12 protein-coding genes and 1 other RNA gene are annotated in these 17,351 nt (G+C 38.5%); 3 read left to right on the forward strand and 10 right to left on the reverse strand.

Translation table 11 applies throughout. The annotated features are described in order from the left end of the window. Positions 1-113 precede the first annotated feature (113 nt). Positions 114-3,287 (reverse strand): peptidase MA family metallohydrolase, encoded by a 3,174-nt coding sequence (locus ACFE6N_RS12880; protein WP_378937026.1) that lies wholly within the window; start codon positions 3,285-3,287, stop codon positions 114-116. Positions 3,288-3,456: 169 nt separating this feature from the next. After that, positions 3,457-5,913: a transglycosylase domain-containing protein gene (locus ACFE6N_RS12885; protein ID WP_378937028.1), complete on the reverse strand. Its 2,457-nt coding sequence runs from the start codon at positions 5,911-5,913 to the stop codon at positions 3,457-3,459. Positions 5,914-6,051: 138 nt separating this feature from the next. Between ACFE6N_RS12885 and ACFE6N_RS12890 the strand changes: the two genes are divergently transcribed. Continuing rightward, positions 6,052-6,933: a polyphosphate kinase 2 family protein gene (locus tag ACFE6N_RS12890; protein ID WP_378937030.1), complete on the forward strand. Its 882-nt coding sequence runs from the start codon at positions 6,052-6,054 to the stop codon at positions 6,931-6,933. Here the strand turns inward: ACFE6N_RS12890 and rnpB are convergent. From rnpB to ACFE6N_RS12920, 6 genes are all read right to left on the reverse strand, one after another. Further along, an RNA gene (rnpB, locus tag ACFE6N_RS12895) (RNase P RNA component class A) lies at positions 6,934-7,333 on the reverse strand. A gap of 39 nt (positions 7,334-7,372) precedes the next feature. Next, the gene (locus ACFE6N_RS12900; protein WP_378937032.1) at positions 7,373-7,474 is read right to left on the reverse strand and encodes a hypothetical protein; all 102 of its coding nucleotides are present in this window, start codon (positions 7,472-7,474) and stop codon (positions 7,373-7,375) included. Between the two features lie 329 nt (positions 7,475-7,803). Further along, positions 7,804-8,031 carry a UPF0175 family protein gene (locus ACFE6N_RS12905; RefSeq protein ID WP_378937034.1) on the reverse strand — a complete coding sequence of 76 codons (228 nt, stop codon included), beginning with the start codon at positions 8,029-8,031 and terminating at the stop codon, positions 7,804-7,806. A 23-nt stretch (positions 8,032-8,054) separates the two neighbouring features. Beyond that, on the reverse strand, positions 8,055-8,477 hold the full coding sequence (locus ACFE6N_RS12910) for a c-type cytochrome (RefSeq protein ID WP_378937036.1): 423 nt from the start codon (positions 8,475-8,477) through the stop codon (positions 8,055-8,057). A 53-nt stretch (positions 8,478-8,530) separates the two neighbouring features. Then, complete coding sequence (locus tag ACFE6N_RS12915) at positions 8,531-9,181, reverse strand: SCO family protein (RefSeq protein WP_378937038.1); 651 nt, start codon at positions 9,179-9,181, stop codon at positions 8,531-8,533. A 671-nt stretch (positions 9,182-9,852) separates the two neighbouring features. Continuing rightward, positions 9,853-11,589, reverse strand: coding sequence for a phospho-sugar mutase (locus tag ACFE6N_RS12920; protein WP_378937040.1), 1,737 nt, complete (start codon positions 11,587-11,589; stop codon positions 9,853-9,855). Positions 11,590-11,938: 349 nt separating this feature from the next. Between ACFE6N_RS12920 and ACFE6N_RS12925 the strand changes: the two genes are divergently transcribed. Further along, positions 11,939-13,252: an aspartate kinase gene (locus ACFE6N_RS12925; protein WP_378937042.1), complete on the forward strand. Its 1,314-nt coding sequence runs from the start codon at positions 11,939-11,941 to the stop codon at positions 13,250-13,252. On the opposite strand, the gene ACFE6N_RS12930 is transcribed toward ACFE6N_RS12925, so the two are convergent. Beyond that, positions 13,241-13,405, reverse strand: coding sequence for a hypothetical protein (locus ACFE6N_RS12930; RefSeq protein ID WP_378937044.1), 165 nt, complete (start codon positions 13,403-13,405; stop codon positions 13,241-13,243). The genes ACFE6N_RS12925 and ACFE6N_RS12930 overlap by 12 nt on opposite strands. A gap of 165 nt (positions 13,406-13,570) precedes the next feature. Here ACFE6N_RS12930 and lysA point away from each other — a divergent pair, with 165 nt between their 5' ends. Next, positions 13,571-14,740: a diaminopimelate decarboxylase gene (gene lysA / locus ACFE6N_RS12935; RefSeq protein ID WP_378937047.1), complete on the forward strand. Its 1,170-nt coding sequence runs from the start codon at positions 13,571-13,573 to the stop codon at positions 14,738-14,740. Positions 14,741-15,092: 352 nt separating this feature from the next. Here lysA and ACFE6N_RS12940 read toward each other — a convergent pair whose 3' ends face one another. Further along, positions 15,093-17,348, reverse strand: a complete 2,256-nt coding sequence (locus ACFE6N_RS12940) for a TonB-dependent siderophore receptor (protein WP_378937050.1) — start codon at positions 17,346-17,348, stop codon at positions 15,093-15,095. Positions 17,349-17,351: the final 3 nt, after the last annotated feature.

Here is a 17,351-nt window from a genome sequence, read left to right on the forward strand (position 1 = left end):
TTGAATGATCAGGATTGGTCACCCTGATCATTCAAGCTAAAATTAATATTTATAACCTAAAGGCTAACAGATGATTAACTGATTAGATTATTAAATTGATCTCTTAACTCAATTTACCAACCTGGCGCAAACGTTAAACCGAATACTCCGGTTTTAACATCTTTTCTTTGAAAAGGGATCGCGTAATAAGGTTCGAGTACAAAATAGCCAAAAACATTAACCCTTAAAGATATACCGACACTCATTGCCGGCACACGCTCTGTTGTAGCCTGATAGGTAACCGGATTTCCCTTTTCGTCAACAACCGGTTTTTTATTTGCGTCCAAAACAGGTTGAGTTGTATAAGTTGGTTCACCTTTAAATTTTACCTGCGTATCATTCGTCCAGGCCAGTCCTGCATCAAAAAATAAGTTCAAATCTGAGAATAAAAACTTAGAAGGTATAGCTGCTAACTTTTTAGGCCCTGTAAATGGAAGTCGTACTTCGAAATTAAAAACAGCTATTTTACTTCCTGTTAACTGGTTAATATCAAAAGATTCTGAAGACTGTGCAGAAGTACTTTTGTAAATGGAGTTTGATTCATACCCCCTGATCAGATAGGGATAACCGACATACATTGGGTAAAGCCTGTCTGCATCTTTACCAATTCTTAAGGTATTATAACTTCTTACCGCAAATGTTACCGGCTTAGCCCTCCAGTATTTACGGAGGTCTGCTGTTACACCGGCGAAGTTGTAAGTGCCTAAATATTTTTCGCCGCTTACCCGGTACCTGAAACCATCCAGCGGGCCGGTAAGACCGAATATGGAATTATCGCCTACAAATCCGGCATTTAATTGATACAGTGTAAAAGAATTAAATGGAATTCCATAATCATTAGAAGCTACATCGTTAGAAATCCGGCTCCGATCTGAACCAATGTAGTAACCGTCAGCATTATAGTAATTGCTATATCGATCAATCCTATAGCCATAATGCGAAAATGAGCCGCCTAACTCAAAACGATGTATTTTACTAAATGGATAAGCACCAAAAACCTGAAACTGATCTTCGAAGGTCCTGATAATATCTGTCCGGTCTGCCAGTGCATTAATGGTAGTATTATCTCCTGTAGGTATGTTTTGATAGCCGTAAGACCTAAAACCAGATACGTAAGGGATATGCGAAACGGCTGCCCCCCAGTTTATCCTGCTTTTCTGATTAATGTAACCAACTAATCCACCAGCATCGTAAATTTCACCATTTACAGAAATATTGGCAATAATTTGATTGGTACCCAGAATATCGCTGAACATGCCTACAATTCCGCCAGCAACGCCGGTTCCAAAACGACTGGTTGAAACACCTACACCGCTATTTGCTAAATAATCTAACCTGAATTTTGGTTTATAAGGTACCGTTTTCATGGAATCGGCAACTATTTTTTCGAAACGGTCGAAATTATTTAAATTAGAATTGATGATATTTACGCCAATGTTTTCCATTGGAGGAAGAATGGCAGCATCAAAATTTTCTTCGTGATTACCAATTCTTTTCGCTGTAAAGCTGCTTAATTTAGCATTATAAAGGGTATAACGCTGGTAGCGATAATAACTATAAACAATATCATCGGTTGCCGACACCGAAATGGCAGGAGAAAATTCGGTAATCCCGCTAATTCCAGTAAAATAATCGGTTAACTGATCAACCGAATGATCAGCAAAGTTGTATTTATACAAATTCCTGAACCCATCTCTATTTGATAAAAAATAGATATTTTGGCTATTTGATGAGAACTGGGCATTCAGGTTGTTCGCTCCAGGGAAAACATCTAAATTACTTACCGTTTTAGTAGCAATATCATAAACAGCAAGGTTTATAGGCAGCACGGCATTAATTGTATTGGCCTGAATGGCTGCTCTATCGGACGAAAACACTAGTTTTTTACCGTCAGGCGAGTAATTGGGGGCGTAATCAGAATAAACGTCATTGGTAATCTGAGTTACTGCTTTGGTATCCAGGTTATAAGAAAAGATATCACTTTGCCCTTCAACCATACCTGAAAAAGCAATATCTTTTCCATTTGGTGACCAAGTTAAATTACCAAACTGTTGTACCTGCCCCATGGCCGTTTGAGATATGGTAGATCCGTTAGAAACATCGATAATCATCATCTGGTTTTTACCATGACTAAAGATGCTAAAAGCAAATTGTTTGCTATCCGGCGACCAAGCACCAGCCGATTCTATAAAATTGAAATCATCAATATGCCCATTGGAGATCTGGCTGCTGAGTTTTCTGATAATTTTACCGGTTTTGGCATCGGCGAGAAATAAATCTATACCAAAAAGATCTTTCTCAGACATAAATGCCAAATATTTTCCATCCGGACTTAGGGCAGGGGCGACGTTCATATTGCCGGCATTTTTATTGTCGATAATTTTTGTACCGGTAATTTTAATCTGCGAACTATCTGCTTTCAACATCGGCTTATAATGTGCATCAATGGAATTCTTCCATAAACCCGATAATGTTTTATCATCATACCCGAAGGTATACCTTATGGCATTTTCATAACCATATTTTGCCGTATTCTTAAATAGCGGAACAATAGTGGTATCGCCATATTGGGAACCGATGTAAGTCCAAAATGCCTGACCATAACGGTAAGGAAAATATTTATTGGAATTGGTTAAATCTTTTAACGAAGGTATATCACGGTTCAACATGGCATCGCGCATCCACATGGAAGTAAATGCATCTTTTTTTCCGATGGATAAATACTCTGCCATACCCTCAACCATCCATAGTGGCGTTTGTCCGACGTTCTCTAAACTGATTGAATCTTTCTCTAACAGCAAATGGTATTGAAAAGCATGAACCAGCTCATGGCCTAAAACGTGTCTGGTTTGGCTATTCAACTCCATAACAGGCATAATTACACGGTTTTTTAACGCCTCGGTAACCCCACCGGTACCGATTCCAATTTCTCCGTTAAGTACCGTTGTTTGCTGGAAATCGGGATGGTTGTTATATAGAATGATAGGATTTTTCTTAAGAAAAGTATCTCTAAAAACTTCCTGGTGCATTTTGTACCATGTTTCGGCTTCCTGCGAAAAACGTTTTAAAAGTTTATCGTTCTTGATATAATAATAGATCTCAAAATGAGGCGTTTGTAAAACCTTGAAGTCGAGTTTTTTATATCTAACCTTATTTTGTCCAAAGTATTGGGCATTAACTGAAAAAGAAAGAATAAGCAGGAGCAACAAAGGAGAATATCGCCTAAATAAAGTAGAGCCTATTTTCATATATGTGGTTTTAGTGATGTTTGTTCGAAAAATTATGAAAATGAAATGGTAAAAAGTTCTGGAAATAAAAGTAATAATTGTTTAAAAGAGTATTAAAAATTTAACACTTTTTTAAAATCATACTCGCTATTTTACACGTATGGTAAACTATTTTTGTTATTCCAACAAACTATTGCTGACTAGTTTCTTCGTTTTTCTTTTTTTCCTTCTCTTCCTGACGTTGTTTTCTTCTCAATTCACGTTCTTCTTTTCTGGTAAGTGGAACGGTAGGAGTAACGGGATTTTGAACAGGATCTGTCTTCTTTTCTTCTTTTTTAACTTCAGGTTCATTGTTTACCGGCTCAGTAGTAACCGGCAATTCGGTAGGGACGGTAAAATCAGTAGAATCAACAGCTACACTATCAGTTGATGTAGTATCCCTAACAACTCTCGGACTAGGACAATTGTAAGTACGGGTAATATCAACGGTAGCTTTTGGAAAAGGGCCATAAGTATAACCTGAATTTGGATCGAGGTATACCTTTTCCATAAACTTGGCAAAAATAGGTAGTGCCGTTCTTGATCCTTCTCCCTGTTCACCATTTTTGAAGTGTGCGGTTCTTTCGTCGCAACCCACCCAAACCCCGGTTACCAAATCTTTGGTTAAACCCATGTACCATGCATCTACATAATCGGATGAGGTGCCTGTCTTACCGCCAATCTGATTATTTTTTCTAAACAAGTCTGGCCATTCCCACAATGCCTGTGAGGTACCTTCAGGTTCTTCCATACCACCACGGAACATATAGGTCATTAACCAGGCAATTTCTTCTGACAGAACCCTTTTTGTTTTAGGCTTAAACTCGTCAATTAGATTATTATCCTGATCGGTAATTTTTTCCACTAAAATGGGATCTGTTTTAATCCCCTTATTCATAAAGGTAGCGTAAGCCTTTACCATTTCGTAAACGGTAACATCATTCGAACCTAAACTTACGGAAGGTACAGACTCCAAATGGCTGTCAATCCCGCATTCGTGTGCATACTTGACCACATTATCCCAACCCACCTTTTCGGTTACCTGTGCAGTAATGGTATTTACCGATTTAGCCATTGCCCAGCGCAAACTCATTTCACGATAAGAAACACTATAATCGGCATTTTTCGGTTCCCAATATTTGGTTTCACCTTTGTCCTGATAAGCAATTTTAACCGGTTTATCGGTAAATTTATCGCAAGGACTCATCCCTTGTTCTAAAGCTGTTAAATAAGCAAATGGCTTAAAGGTAGAACCTGCCTGGCGTTTAGCCTGATTAACGTGATCGTATTTGAAGAATTTGTGATCGATACCGCCAACCCAAACTTTAATTTTTCCACTTGCGGGCTCCATGGTCATCATTCCGGTATTCATGATTTTTCCGTAATAACGGATCGAATCCAGAGTAGAGAACAAAGTATCACGATCGCCTTTATAGGTAAAAACCTGCATCCTTTTCTTTTTATTGAAATAGGCAGTAACAGAATCTGGATGGTTGGGGAACTTTTTTTGCAAAAGTGCATAAACCGGCAGGTTTTTCATTGCTCTATCCGGATAATCAACTTTGTGTTTTTCCGAATCGTACCATGGATCTTCATTGCCCCAAACGCTGTAAAACCTGCGCTGCAAAATTCTCATCTGATCGGCAACAGCTTCTTCAGCATATTTCTGCAGTTTTGAGTCTATAGTAGTGTAAATTTTTAGTCCATCCTCATACAGGTCGTAACCATTATCAGTACACCATTTCTCTAAATATTTTGCCACAGCTGCCCTCAGATAAGAATCGCCGTCGCTGCCATCCTGCATTTTACCTTCCTTTAATTTAACAGGCTCCTTTGATAATTGGATCAAACTATCTTTGCTTAGGTAGTTGTACTTGTTCATTTGTGCCAACACTACATTTCTTCTTTCCAAAGCTTTTTCAGGATTTTTGGTTGGATTATATAAGGTAGTTCCTTTTAACATCCCTACAAGCATCGCTGCATCTGTAGTGGCCAGGTCTTTGGTTTCTTTATCAAAGTAAATCCTACTGGCCGTTTTTATGCCGTAAGCATTGTTACCGAAAGAAACGGTATTCAGATACATGGTAATGATATCGTTTTTAGAATAGTTGGCTTCTAATTTTACCGCCGTCATCCATTCCTTTAACTTTACAATCAAGGTTCTCACCAAAGGTATCTTAATCAATAATCCCTGCGATTTATTGTAACGCGTACGGTAGAGGTTTTTGGCCAATTGCTGGGTAATGGTACTGGCACCACCATCTTTCCCTAAGCCAGCAACTGCCCGCCCCACGGCCTGCACATCAATTCCCCAATGTTTATAAAAACGTACATCTTCAGTAGCAACCAGCGCATGTATTACACTCGGTGCAATATCATTGTAATTTACAGGTGTTCTGTTCTCTTTAAAGTATCTTCCAATTAGTTTGCCGTCTGCAGTGTAAAGTTCAGAACCCACACGTAGCGTAGGTGCTTTAATATCCCGAACACTTGGTGAATAGCCAAACAACCATAAAAAGTTTAATTGCAGAGCGGAAAAGAAAATTATTATAAAAAATAAAACTATGGCAAAATAACGTAAGTACTTGTTTTTTATCTCTTTAAACATATTGGATAAGATAATCTTAAGGTAAAAGCTGTGGCGTTAAATATAAAAAACTCTGTATGCAAATTAACGGATTTAATTTACTTATTTTTTAGTTCTATATTTAAATTATCGACGCATCGGTTACCTGGAAATAATATAATGATGAAAAACGAATTTAAAGGCTTAATTGTACAGGGAGATAAGAAATTTTCCTTAAAAAACCATAAAACTGATTTTACAGGCGGTTATAACAAAGAAAAAGCGAAAGATGCCCTGGTAAACTCGAAAATATCGCTGAGTCATTTACAGGAAAAATTGTATGCCTCCGCGAAACATGCGGTACTTATTATTTTCCAGGCTATGGATGCTGCCGGTAAAGATAGCGCTATTGAGCATGTAATGAGCGGGCTAAACCCACAGGGATGTCAGGTTTATAGCTTTAAAACGCCTACGCAAAAAGAATATGAGCACGATTTTCTGTGGCGACATTATAAGGCGCTGCCTGAACGTGGACGAATCGGGATCCATAACCGTTCCCACTATGAAAATGTATTGGTTTGCAAGGTGCATCCCGAATATATTTTAAACGAAAATATACCAGGCCTTAGTGATGTTAAAAAGATCAGCAAAAATTTTTGGCAAAAGCGTTATAAGAGCATTAAAAATTTCGAAGAACATTTATCCGCCAATGGAACAGTTGTTTTAAAGTTTTTTTTAAATGTAAGCCGGGATGAGCAAAAAAAACGCTTTTTAGAACGTATTGATGACCCCACCAAAAACTGGAAATTTTCTTCAGGAGACATTGAAGAAAGGGCATTATGGGATCAATATATGAATGCCTACGAACATGCAATTAACGAAACCAGCACACCGGAATCGCCCTGGCACATTATTCCTGCTGATAAAAAATGGTTCGCCAGGCTGGCAATAAGCGAAATTATTGAAGACAAATTAAAAAGCCTCGACTTGAAATTTCCTGTATTAGGTGAGGCGGAAGATGCTAAACTTGGCGAAGCCAAGCGCATTTTATTAAGTGAGTAAAAAAAATGCAGGTCTATAAGCCGGGTTCTGTCTCCTGATTGCTCAGGATTTCTATCATTTATCTACTATAAACGTTGCCGTTTATCTCTAACGACCTACCCACTAACATCGGACGGGCAGCCCTTTATCCCGACGGTAAGTCAGGATGTTAGCCTATTTGGTCTTTCAACTCCCGGGGTTTACAAACCACTGCAGTCGCCTGCAATGCTCGTGCGCTCTTACCGCACGTTTTCACCCTTATCCCGATGTAAAACCGGGACGGTATATTTTCTGTTGCACTAATCCGTGGTCCAGGTTTTCATTCCTGAACCCCTTTCCGTTAGAAAGCGGGATGCCCTGCGTTGCCCGGACTTTCCTCTCTTCCGATTTTATTCGGAACAGCGATAGAACAACCTGCATTTTGCGCAAAGATGGGTTTTTTATTACAATAGTCATAATACTATTCATTAGCGAGTGCATATATTTCATTTAGCACCTTTTGAGAAAATCTAAAACTTGTCAGTTGTATTTTTTGAAAGATAGGTTTAACTGAAGTAATCAAACCAACATTTTTTGCCTTTAAAATTATGCCTAATGTACCCGTATAAAGAAGCTATAACCGTTCGGCTGCTTTTCTCCCTTTATTATCATCTAAAATGAGAAGAGAACTTTCTGATTCTGTTGCTAATGCAATAGCACTTGCTTCACCAGCCTCGAGATCCAGGGAATTTTGAAATGAAATGTTTTTTGGTGTTCTGATTTCAATCCAATCAGGCAAAGGGGAACCAAATTCCTTTGCGATTATCGTTGTGGTGGCTAAGAGATTTTAAAAGATTAAGCTCTCCGATATTTTCTAATAAAATGAAACAGGTTGTATCGGCGATTACGATTTCATATTTTTCCTGCATCTTTTAACATTTCTGAAACAGAATAATTGATTAACGAAACATCATAATCTGAAAGTAATTCAGAAAAGGTACGTACAGATAAGTCAGCCATAGCAGCAGCTTGACCTAATGATAATTTTCCAGATCCATACAGCTTTGCTGCGATGAAACGTACCGTATCCTGCTCATGCCTACCTAAGCTATCTGGAACTTGAAGAGTTATCGTTGTCATACTCTAAATACACGAAATAATATTTACTTGCAATTCTCCAAATCTGTTGAAACCTGCGAGTAAGGCACAAATCCCTGCTTATTGCCAAATGAATTGGTAATGTAAACCATTACCTGCGCCACATCAATGTCAGCGAGTTCTGGAAAAGCAGGCATTTTTTCCTTGTATTCTTTACCGTTAACAACTAATGATTCATTTACTCCATTTTTAATGAAACACGCTAAACGGGATTTATTTGCCTTTAAAAACACAGAATCAGTTAACGGGGGAGCGAGCTGGCCTAAACCTTCACCATTTTCACCATGGCAGTTCTGACATTTGGTTTTATAGATATCTTTTCCATTCGACATATAATTTTGCAGATCGATGGTTTCCTGATTTTGGCAGGAAACGATAATGGCAGCCAGTGAGATAAAAAAGAGTGCATTGATAATGTACTTACGCATGGATGTTTATTATAAAATCTTCATCCCTAACGGATAGGGATGAAGACTGATGATTACTTTTTATACTCTGCCAGTAAAACCGGAATATCTTTTTTCAATTGCGCTACCTGGTCTGCTTTAGTACCATCATAAGCGCCGCGAATCCGTCTGTCTTTATCTATCAAAACCAGATAACCCTGGTGGATATAACCATCTTTAGCCGTATTGTCTTCGCCAACAGCAACTAAGTAGTTCTTTTCGGCCAAGGTATATACGCTATCTTTTGTGCCGTAAAGAAATAACCATTTAGGACCATCAACACCTAACTTCTGAGCATATTTTTTCAGAACATGAGGCTTATCATATTTAAAATCAATCGTGTGTGATACAAACATTACATCTGGATTGGCCTTAAAATCATTGTAAACCGTCATTAAATTGCGGTGCATGGTAGGGCAGATGGTGGTGCAGGAAGTAAAAAAGAAATCGGCGACATAAACCTTTCCATCAGTAGCTTTATTTGTGGTGATCACACTATCCTGGTTCAGGAAAGACCAGGCAGGAATGGTTTGATAAACAGTGTCAATTTTCTCTACACCTGCAGCATTTTTAACCGTTTCAGCATGACGTTCCCCATAAAATGGAAGCTTTCTTTCTTGTTTACAAGCCGAAAATATAGAAACAGCTAGCAGGGAAGTAGCTAAATAAATTGTGATTTTATTCATGATATTATCTTAAAGATGCAAATATACAAGGTATTTATTTAGATCTTTAATGTTTGGAAAAGTCCGGGGTCAGATGTCCGAAAGTAGGAAGTTTGGGCGGTCAGAACATATGCATCATATCTTTCAGCAATAGTTCTTGAACTCTTGCATTATTCATTACTTGAAACCTCAGAAGTCCGGCGTTCAAAATTGTCGGCTTTATACTTCTGACCAGCTTTACTGACTTCCGAAAAATAAATTTACATCACCAAGTCCCGATATAAGAGAAGTATAAGAATTATAACGCTCACTATTCGAAACATAAGGTAAAATGGCATTGATCGAAATCCTCCGTACTAATCCGTCCCTTTATAATAATTAAAGGTCTTAGCGAGACGCTAAGACCAGTTGAGGGTATAAGAATTGTAACGCTTACTATTAGAAACATAAGGTAAAATAGCATTGATCGAAATCCCCCGTACTAATACGCCGCTATATAAGAATTAAAGGTCTTAGCGAGACGCTAAGACCAGTAGAGGTGATTCCCGCATGCGCGAGATCCGATTGCTATCGGATGACGACCAACTAGTAGATTCTGTCAATGGTAGCTTGCCGAAGAACCTCTTGTGAATGTTTAAAAAGCGTTTCGGCAAGCTCGATGTGACAACCACAACTATAATTAAGCATTAAGATTACGCCTGTAAATCGGCCATAACCGTTTTGATCTTCTCTTCAAGCTTTGCATTAACCGAATCAAAATCTTTTCTATCGGCTAAAGGTGCATTTACACTGCAATAGAATTTGATTTTAGGCTCTGTACCACTCGGGCGGGCTGAAACAATACTGCCATCTTCAGTAATAAACTGTAAAACATCAGAGGTAGGATAATCCAGTTTGGTTATCTTTCCCGTTGATAAATCTGTTTCCTGTCCTAATTCATAATCTTTTAATACCGATACTTTAGAACCACCCAAAGTTGCAGGCGGATTTTCTCTAAATTTAACCATCATGGCTTTGATTTCTTCAGCACCGGATTTACCTTTTTTGGTTAGCGAAACCAAGTCTTCTTTATAAAGACCATACTCTACATACATATCCAACAAGGCATTGTATAAACTAGCACCTTTATCTTTATAATACGCCGTCATTTCAGAAATGAAAGCGGCAGAAACCACAGCATCTTTATCTCGTACCAAATCACCAATCAGGTAGCCATAGCTTTCTTCACCACCACCGATAAAATACTTTTTGCCTTCAAGTTCGGTCATTAACTGTCCGATATATTTAAATCCGGTTAACGTATTATAGTAGGTTACATTTTTCTTTTTGGCAATTTCTTCGATCAGGTTAGAGGTTACAATGGTTTTTACAATAAACTGATTGCCATCCAATTTACCGCTATCCTGCCATGCAGATAATAAGTAATTAATCAACAAACTGCCTGTTTGGTTACCGTTAAGCAATACCCATTCGCCATTATTGTTTTTTACGGCAATACCCACGCGGTCAGCATCAGGGTCGGTTGCCAGAACTAAATCAGCATCTATTTCTTTAGCTTTGTTCATCGCTAAAGTCAACGCATCTTTTTCTTCCGGGTTAGGATACACCACAGTTGGAAAATTACCATCAGGCGTACTTTGCTCTTCAACAATGGTTACGTTCGTAAAGCCAAACTGTGCTAAAGCTTTAGGAACCAATGTAATTCCAGTTCCATGAATAGGAGAGTATACAATTTTTAAATCCTGTTGTCTTTTAATCGCATCAGGGGAAATCGATAGCGCTGTAATGCCATCCAGATATAACTGATCAACCTCCTCACCAATCAATTGAACGTTTGCATCAACGCGATCAAATTTTACTTCATCTATGCTTTTAATTTTATTTACTTCATCAATCACCAATTTATCATCGGGAGAAGTAAACTGACCTCCATCAGCACCGTAAGCTTTGTAACCGTTATACTCTTTAGGGTTATGCGATGCCGTTAACATTACACCACTTTTGCAACCAAAATGACGTACAGCAAAAGAAAGCTCTGGCGTTGGTCTTAATCCAGAGAAGAAATATACGTATATGCCATTGGCCGAAAACACATCGGCAGTGATTTTTGCAAAGTAATCCGAATTATTGCGACTATCGTGCGCAATCGCCACTTTGATTTGTTCGTTAGGATATTTATTGTTTAGGTAGTTGGCTAATCCCTGTGTAGCCGTTCCTATGGTGTATTTATTTATGCGGTTAGAACCTGCACCCATAATGCCGCGTAAACCGCCTGTTCCGAACTCTAAACTTCTGTAAAATGCATCAGTTAGTTCGGTTGTTGCATTTTTATCTACAAGGGACTGGATTTCAGCCTTGGTATCTTCATCATAATTTCCATTTAACCATTGATTAATGGTGGCTTGCGTTGATTGGTCAATTGCCTGCATTGAGCTGTTTTTTTTAGTTTAATATCTCGTGATGAACAAATTTTAATGGATGAGGTTTGGTTTGAAGATATTTATTTCAATTCATCCAAATTTTATTTTGTTGAGGGTGTTGCTTTTAAGCTGCTTTTGTTTAATTTCACGCCCCGATACAATAATAAAGAAAATCCATTATTAATGTGAGGCGATTTTAACTTTTTTCATAATCGTTGCAAAATCAGTAAGGTTCTCCTCGCATAATCATGGATTAGAAACAGTTTATAAATAAACGAATCATCATAAACTTTTAAACCAAGCCCTGGGATAAAAAAAACTGAGCGTTTCGTTACCTTTTAAAACCATTAGCAAGCAAATGAAAATATTAAAATTTGGGGGTACTTCTGTAGGTAGTCCTGAGCGCATGACGAAATTGTTGGATATCATTAATCCAAATGAAGAGCAGATTGTAGTTTTATCAGCCGTGTCTGGAACTACAAATAGTTTAGTAGAAATTGCAACTCATTTTTTAGCTGGCGATAAGAAGAAGGGAAGCGAAGCCGTAGAAAACCTGTATCAAAAATATAAAACGTTTGTGATTGAGTTATTGCCTGCTGCCGAATTTCAGGAACAGGGCAATGAAGTAATCGATTATCACTTCAACTTTTTGGCAGGTTTAGCCAATGATATTTTTACATCAATTGAAGAGAAAGTGGTATTGGCACAAGGGGAGCTTTTATCAACTAATTTATACCATATTTATTTAAAATCCATTGGCGTACCATCTGTACTATTGCCTGCTTTGGATTTTATGAAAACGGATGAGGATAATGAACCTGACATTCCGTTTACCACAAAGCACTTAATGCCGTTGCTGGAACAACATAAAGACAATAAACTCTTCATTACACAAGGTTACATCTGTCGCAACAGTTTTGGTGAAGTTGACAACCTACGCCGTGGCGGTAGTGATTATACCGCATCTTTATTAGGCGCGGCAATTCTGGCGGAAGAAGTTCAGATCTGGACGGATATTGACGGGATGCATAATAACGATCCTCGTATTGTTAAAGGAACTAAACCAATTGCGCAGTTATCATTTGATGAAGCAGCTGAGCTGGCTTATTTTGGGGCCAAAATTTTACATCCTCAATCTGTTTTCCCTGCACAGAAATATAAGATACCGGTTCGTTTGCTGAATACTATGGAACCTTCTGCTGCCGGCACTTTAATTACCCATAATAGCGAAAAAGGTAAAATTAAATCAATAGCTGCTAAAGATGGTATTACGGCAATCCGCATCCAATCCAGTCGGATGTTGCTGGCCTATGGTTTCTTACGCAGGGTTTTCGAGGTTTTCGAACGTTATAAAACACCTATTGATATGATTACCACTTCTGAGGTAGCCGTATCTTTAACCATTGATGAAACCGCACATTTGCCACAGATTATTGAAGAACTGGAAAGTTTTGGAACTGTTGAAGTAGATACCAATCACAGTATTGTGTGTGTAGTGGGCGATTTCGGTTCAGAGAAACACGGTTTCGCCAGTAGGGTTTTAGAAGGATTAAAACACATTCCGATCCGTATGATATCATATGGTGGAAGTAACTATAACGTTTCGCTTTTAATTTTAAGCGAATATAAAACAGAGGCTTTGAGAAGCTTACACAACAGGTTATTCGAATAACAAGAAAAAGGCGCCGATTACAACCAGCAGGCCGACAAGGCAATGAAAAGCCAGAAAGTTTGCTGGTAACAAACCGTTTTTATATTTTTTGTAAGAATTAAATAATCCTGCAGAAAGAATAAGAACAATAAATATGGCGGCCGCTATCTTCATTTTTTTATAAATAAAAGAAACAGTAACAATAATAGTAATACGATAAAAAATCGGATTTTCCCATTGTATTGTTTCCGGGTAACTCTTCCATGCTTTAAATCGAGGTAGTTACCCAGATAAATTAGCGCAAAGAATAAAATTAAAATTATAACAAGGAATTTGAACATGTTCGCCGATAAAGATATATCAAAGTTTAACAATATTGAAACGCCTTTTTACTACTATGATACCGATCTGTTGCAAAAAACCCTGCAAACTTGTGCAGATGCAGCAGCTCCTTATCAATTTCACATCCATTATGCATTAAAGGCAAATTTCAATCCTATAGTGTTAAAACAGATCAAAGAAATTGGTTTCGGTGCAGATTGTGTGAGTGCCGGCGAGGTTAAAAGAGCAGTAGAGGTTGGTTTCGACAATAAAAAAATTGTTTTTGCCGGCGTGGGTAAATCTGACAAAGAAATTAATGAGGCACTGGATCTTGATATCTTCTGCTTTAATGTAGAATCTATCCAGGAATTAGCGGTATTAAATGAACTGGCGGCTAAAAAAGGTAAAACTGCTCAGGTTGCCATCCGCATTAATCCAAATGTTGATGCACATACCCATCATAATATTACAACAGGGTTAGATGAAAATAAATTCGGGATCAATTCATGGGATTTAACTGAATGTGCCGATGCCCTAAAAGCTTCAGAAAATCTTAAGTTTATCGGTATTCACTTCCACATCGGCTCGCAGATTACCAATCTGGATGTATATAAAAACCTTTGCGTTCGCGTAAATGAATTTGCCGCATGGTTTGAAGATAAGGGATTTAAACTTCAGGTATTGAATGTAGGTGGAGGTTTAGGGATCGACTACCACAATCCCGATCATCAAATTCCTGATTTCGGATCTTACTTTAAAATTTTCAATGAATTCTTAACCATTAAACCTGGTCAGGAAGTGCATTTTGAACTGGGCAGGGCTTTGGTTGGTCAATCAGCATCATTAATTACCCGTGTACTATATATTAAAAATGGAAAGAAGAAAAACTTTGTTGTTTTAGATGCAGGGATGACCGAACTGATGCGTCCCGCATTGTATCAGGCTTATCATAAAATAGAGAATCTTAGTCAGTCCGGAGTCCGGAGCCCAGAGTCCGAAGTCGTAAAATACGATATCGTCGGTCCAATTTGTGAGAGTACCGATTGTTTTGGAAAAGAGGTAGAACAACCCGAATCGTTTAGAGGGGATATTTTTGCTATCAGAAGTGCAGGTGCTTACGGAGAAGTGATGGCCTCAAAATATAACCTAAGAGATGCGATAAGATCGGTATATAGTTACGAGATATAGATTTTTAAAACTCGTCATTTCGAGCGAAGTGCAGCGAAGTCGGGAAATCTATTTGATAGATCTCTCCGTTCCACTGTATTTCAGTCGAGATGACGATTTTTCTGAAAAGACATTCGTGCAATAACGATTTTACTATCTCAAATCGTCTTCGCCTCCGGCATGTAGGCTAAAAATTGTTTGCTTTGCTCGTAGTTAGTGCCAACAAACACATTGTTTACCCTGGTTTTGCCCGCATATTTTATCCAGGCAGATAAAATATTTCTCCAGCTCCTACCTTTAAACTCAGATTATTTAAAGCGATATGTTCCCGTTATTTTTGGTTAATCCAACAGGTTCTAACATCGTGTATAGCTTAAAATTTAACCCCTAACGAAAGTCTGATCGTAAATGGTTCTCCTTCAACAAAGAAATAATTATTGCCAGCATACGGAAAATCCGTAGTAATGTCGCCAGATGCCATATAGCGCTTGTTGGTTAGATTATCTGCAATTAACCTAAACATATACTTCGGACTGCTAAAGCTCAAACCAGCATCAAATTTAGTATAGTTGGGCAGGTAGGTATCCCTTTGACTGATGGCAGAAAGTTTGGTAATGGTGCTTTGCCCTGCGCTGATGGAGATTTTGTGGTAACCGCTTAGAGGAAAACTATATTGTAGCCAGGTATTAAATACTTGTTGAGGTACATCCGGCATTTTTTGTCCAATAATTGATGGATCATCAGCGGTTGGATTGAGGTTATTATCTTTGGTTATTTTGGCGTCTACATAAGTGTAATTTGTGATCAGTGATAGCCGATCGGTGATATTTCCGATTACATCCACCTCAAAACCATTGCTCACTACTTCACCCAACTGAAGATAATAGGCTATGGCCCCGGCAGCAGACGTATAACTTCTAAAATCTCTTGCCGCTACATTTCTTTTTACCGTGTGGAAGCCATTTACCGTAGTTAATAAACGGCCATTAAACCAGTTTTTCTTTATGCCCAATTCATAATTATTGCCCAGTTCAGGCTCAACAGGTTTTGATGCGGTAACCGTTTTTTGTCCGTCCTGTGGGCCATCAATGGTTTCGGTTACTACCTGACCGGTTTTAGGTACAAATGATTGATCATAAAGAAAATAGACAGACAAAGTCGAATCAGGCATAAAGCTTAGCGCAGCACGGGGCGAGAAAGCATGTTGTCTGTAATAATCTGGCAGGCGCGGGCCTCTTGTAGTGGTTAAAATATTGCGGTTACGGTAATCGGTATAACGCGCCCCAACGGTCAGTAGAAATTTGTCAAAGGCGATATTATCATAAACATAGGCTGCTGAGTAGTGAATGTGATTCTCCTGTCTGATTGATCTTTTAGTGACGCCTACGGTATTCGCATCTACATAAAAATCTGGATTATTCCGTTCGAAAGAGAAGGAGTTGGTTCCGTAGTAGGTTGACAGTGAATCTTTACCGGTAGTATAATCACTACCAATTAATAGTGTGTGTTTAAATGTACCGGTTTTAAATTTACCAGACAGAAACAAGTTGGTGTTATAGGTTTCGCCCAACATATTGGAATTGCTTGCAATGCGGTTCGTTTTGCCTTGAGCATTAAAACTGATCGATGTCCGGTTATTGGCCGATACCATGTACCACTGGTTGGCGGGTGCTTTCACAAAATTCGATTGTGATGTGAGCTGCCAGTTCTCATTAAATTTATGAACAGCATTAAACCTGAAGGTGTGTGTTTGCGAAACACTTAAAGGCAAACCAATTCCAGCACTGAAATTTAAGCTGATCGGATCTTGCAGCACATCCTTATCCTGACGCAACTTATTGATGGAAGATCCATTTCTGACCTCTCCACGAATGTAATTGTATTCTGCAATTAAAAATGTACGCGGACTAAAATTATATTGCAACACAGGTGCTACTACATATTTGGTTGTTTTCATGTAATTGAGGTATGAATCCTGATGCTGAAAAGCCGTATTGAAGCGATACGAAAAGCCCTTGCTTTTTAATGCACTCCCAACATCTGCTGTGGCACGTAACAAATTGTAATTGCCCCCTGTAACCATTACATTTAGCAGTTTTTCTTTTGGTGATTTTGTCACAATATTCAACGTTCCGCCAGGCTCACCCAACGCACTGATAAATCCTGCCGGTCCTTTAACAAATTCAAGGTTTTCGATAATGGCTTCATCATCAAGCGTTGCGCCTAAAACCAACCGGTTTGGCATTCCATTGATGGTGGTGGCTGCGTTAAATCCCCTCACTTTTATTGATGCAGAATTATCGAAAGGTGAACTGTTATATCCAAAATATACACCACTGGCATTTCTGGCCATATCTTTTAATTGTAACCCGCCTTGTTGCTGTATCAGCGCAGCAGAAATGCTAATGATATTCTGGGGCATCTGTAAAAGCGGAACCTGCATCCTCAAACTATTAGATAAAGTATCCTTTTTGAGCCTGATTGCTTTCTGACCATCGATACGGACTTCGCTAAGCTGGCGTACTTTGGCCGTTGAATCCTGCACTGATTTACTGCGCTTTTCGTGCTGTGCATAAACCTGTTGTATCGAAATCAGTAAAAATAAGATAATGTAAAACTTTTTCTTCATTTT

Source organism: Pedobacter sp. BG31, from assembly GCF_042464845.1.
In the GTDB taxonomy this organism is placed as follows: Bacteria; Bacteroidota; Bacteroidia; order Sphingobacteriales; family Sphingobacteriaceae; genus Pedobacter; species Pedobacter suwonensis.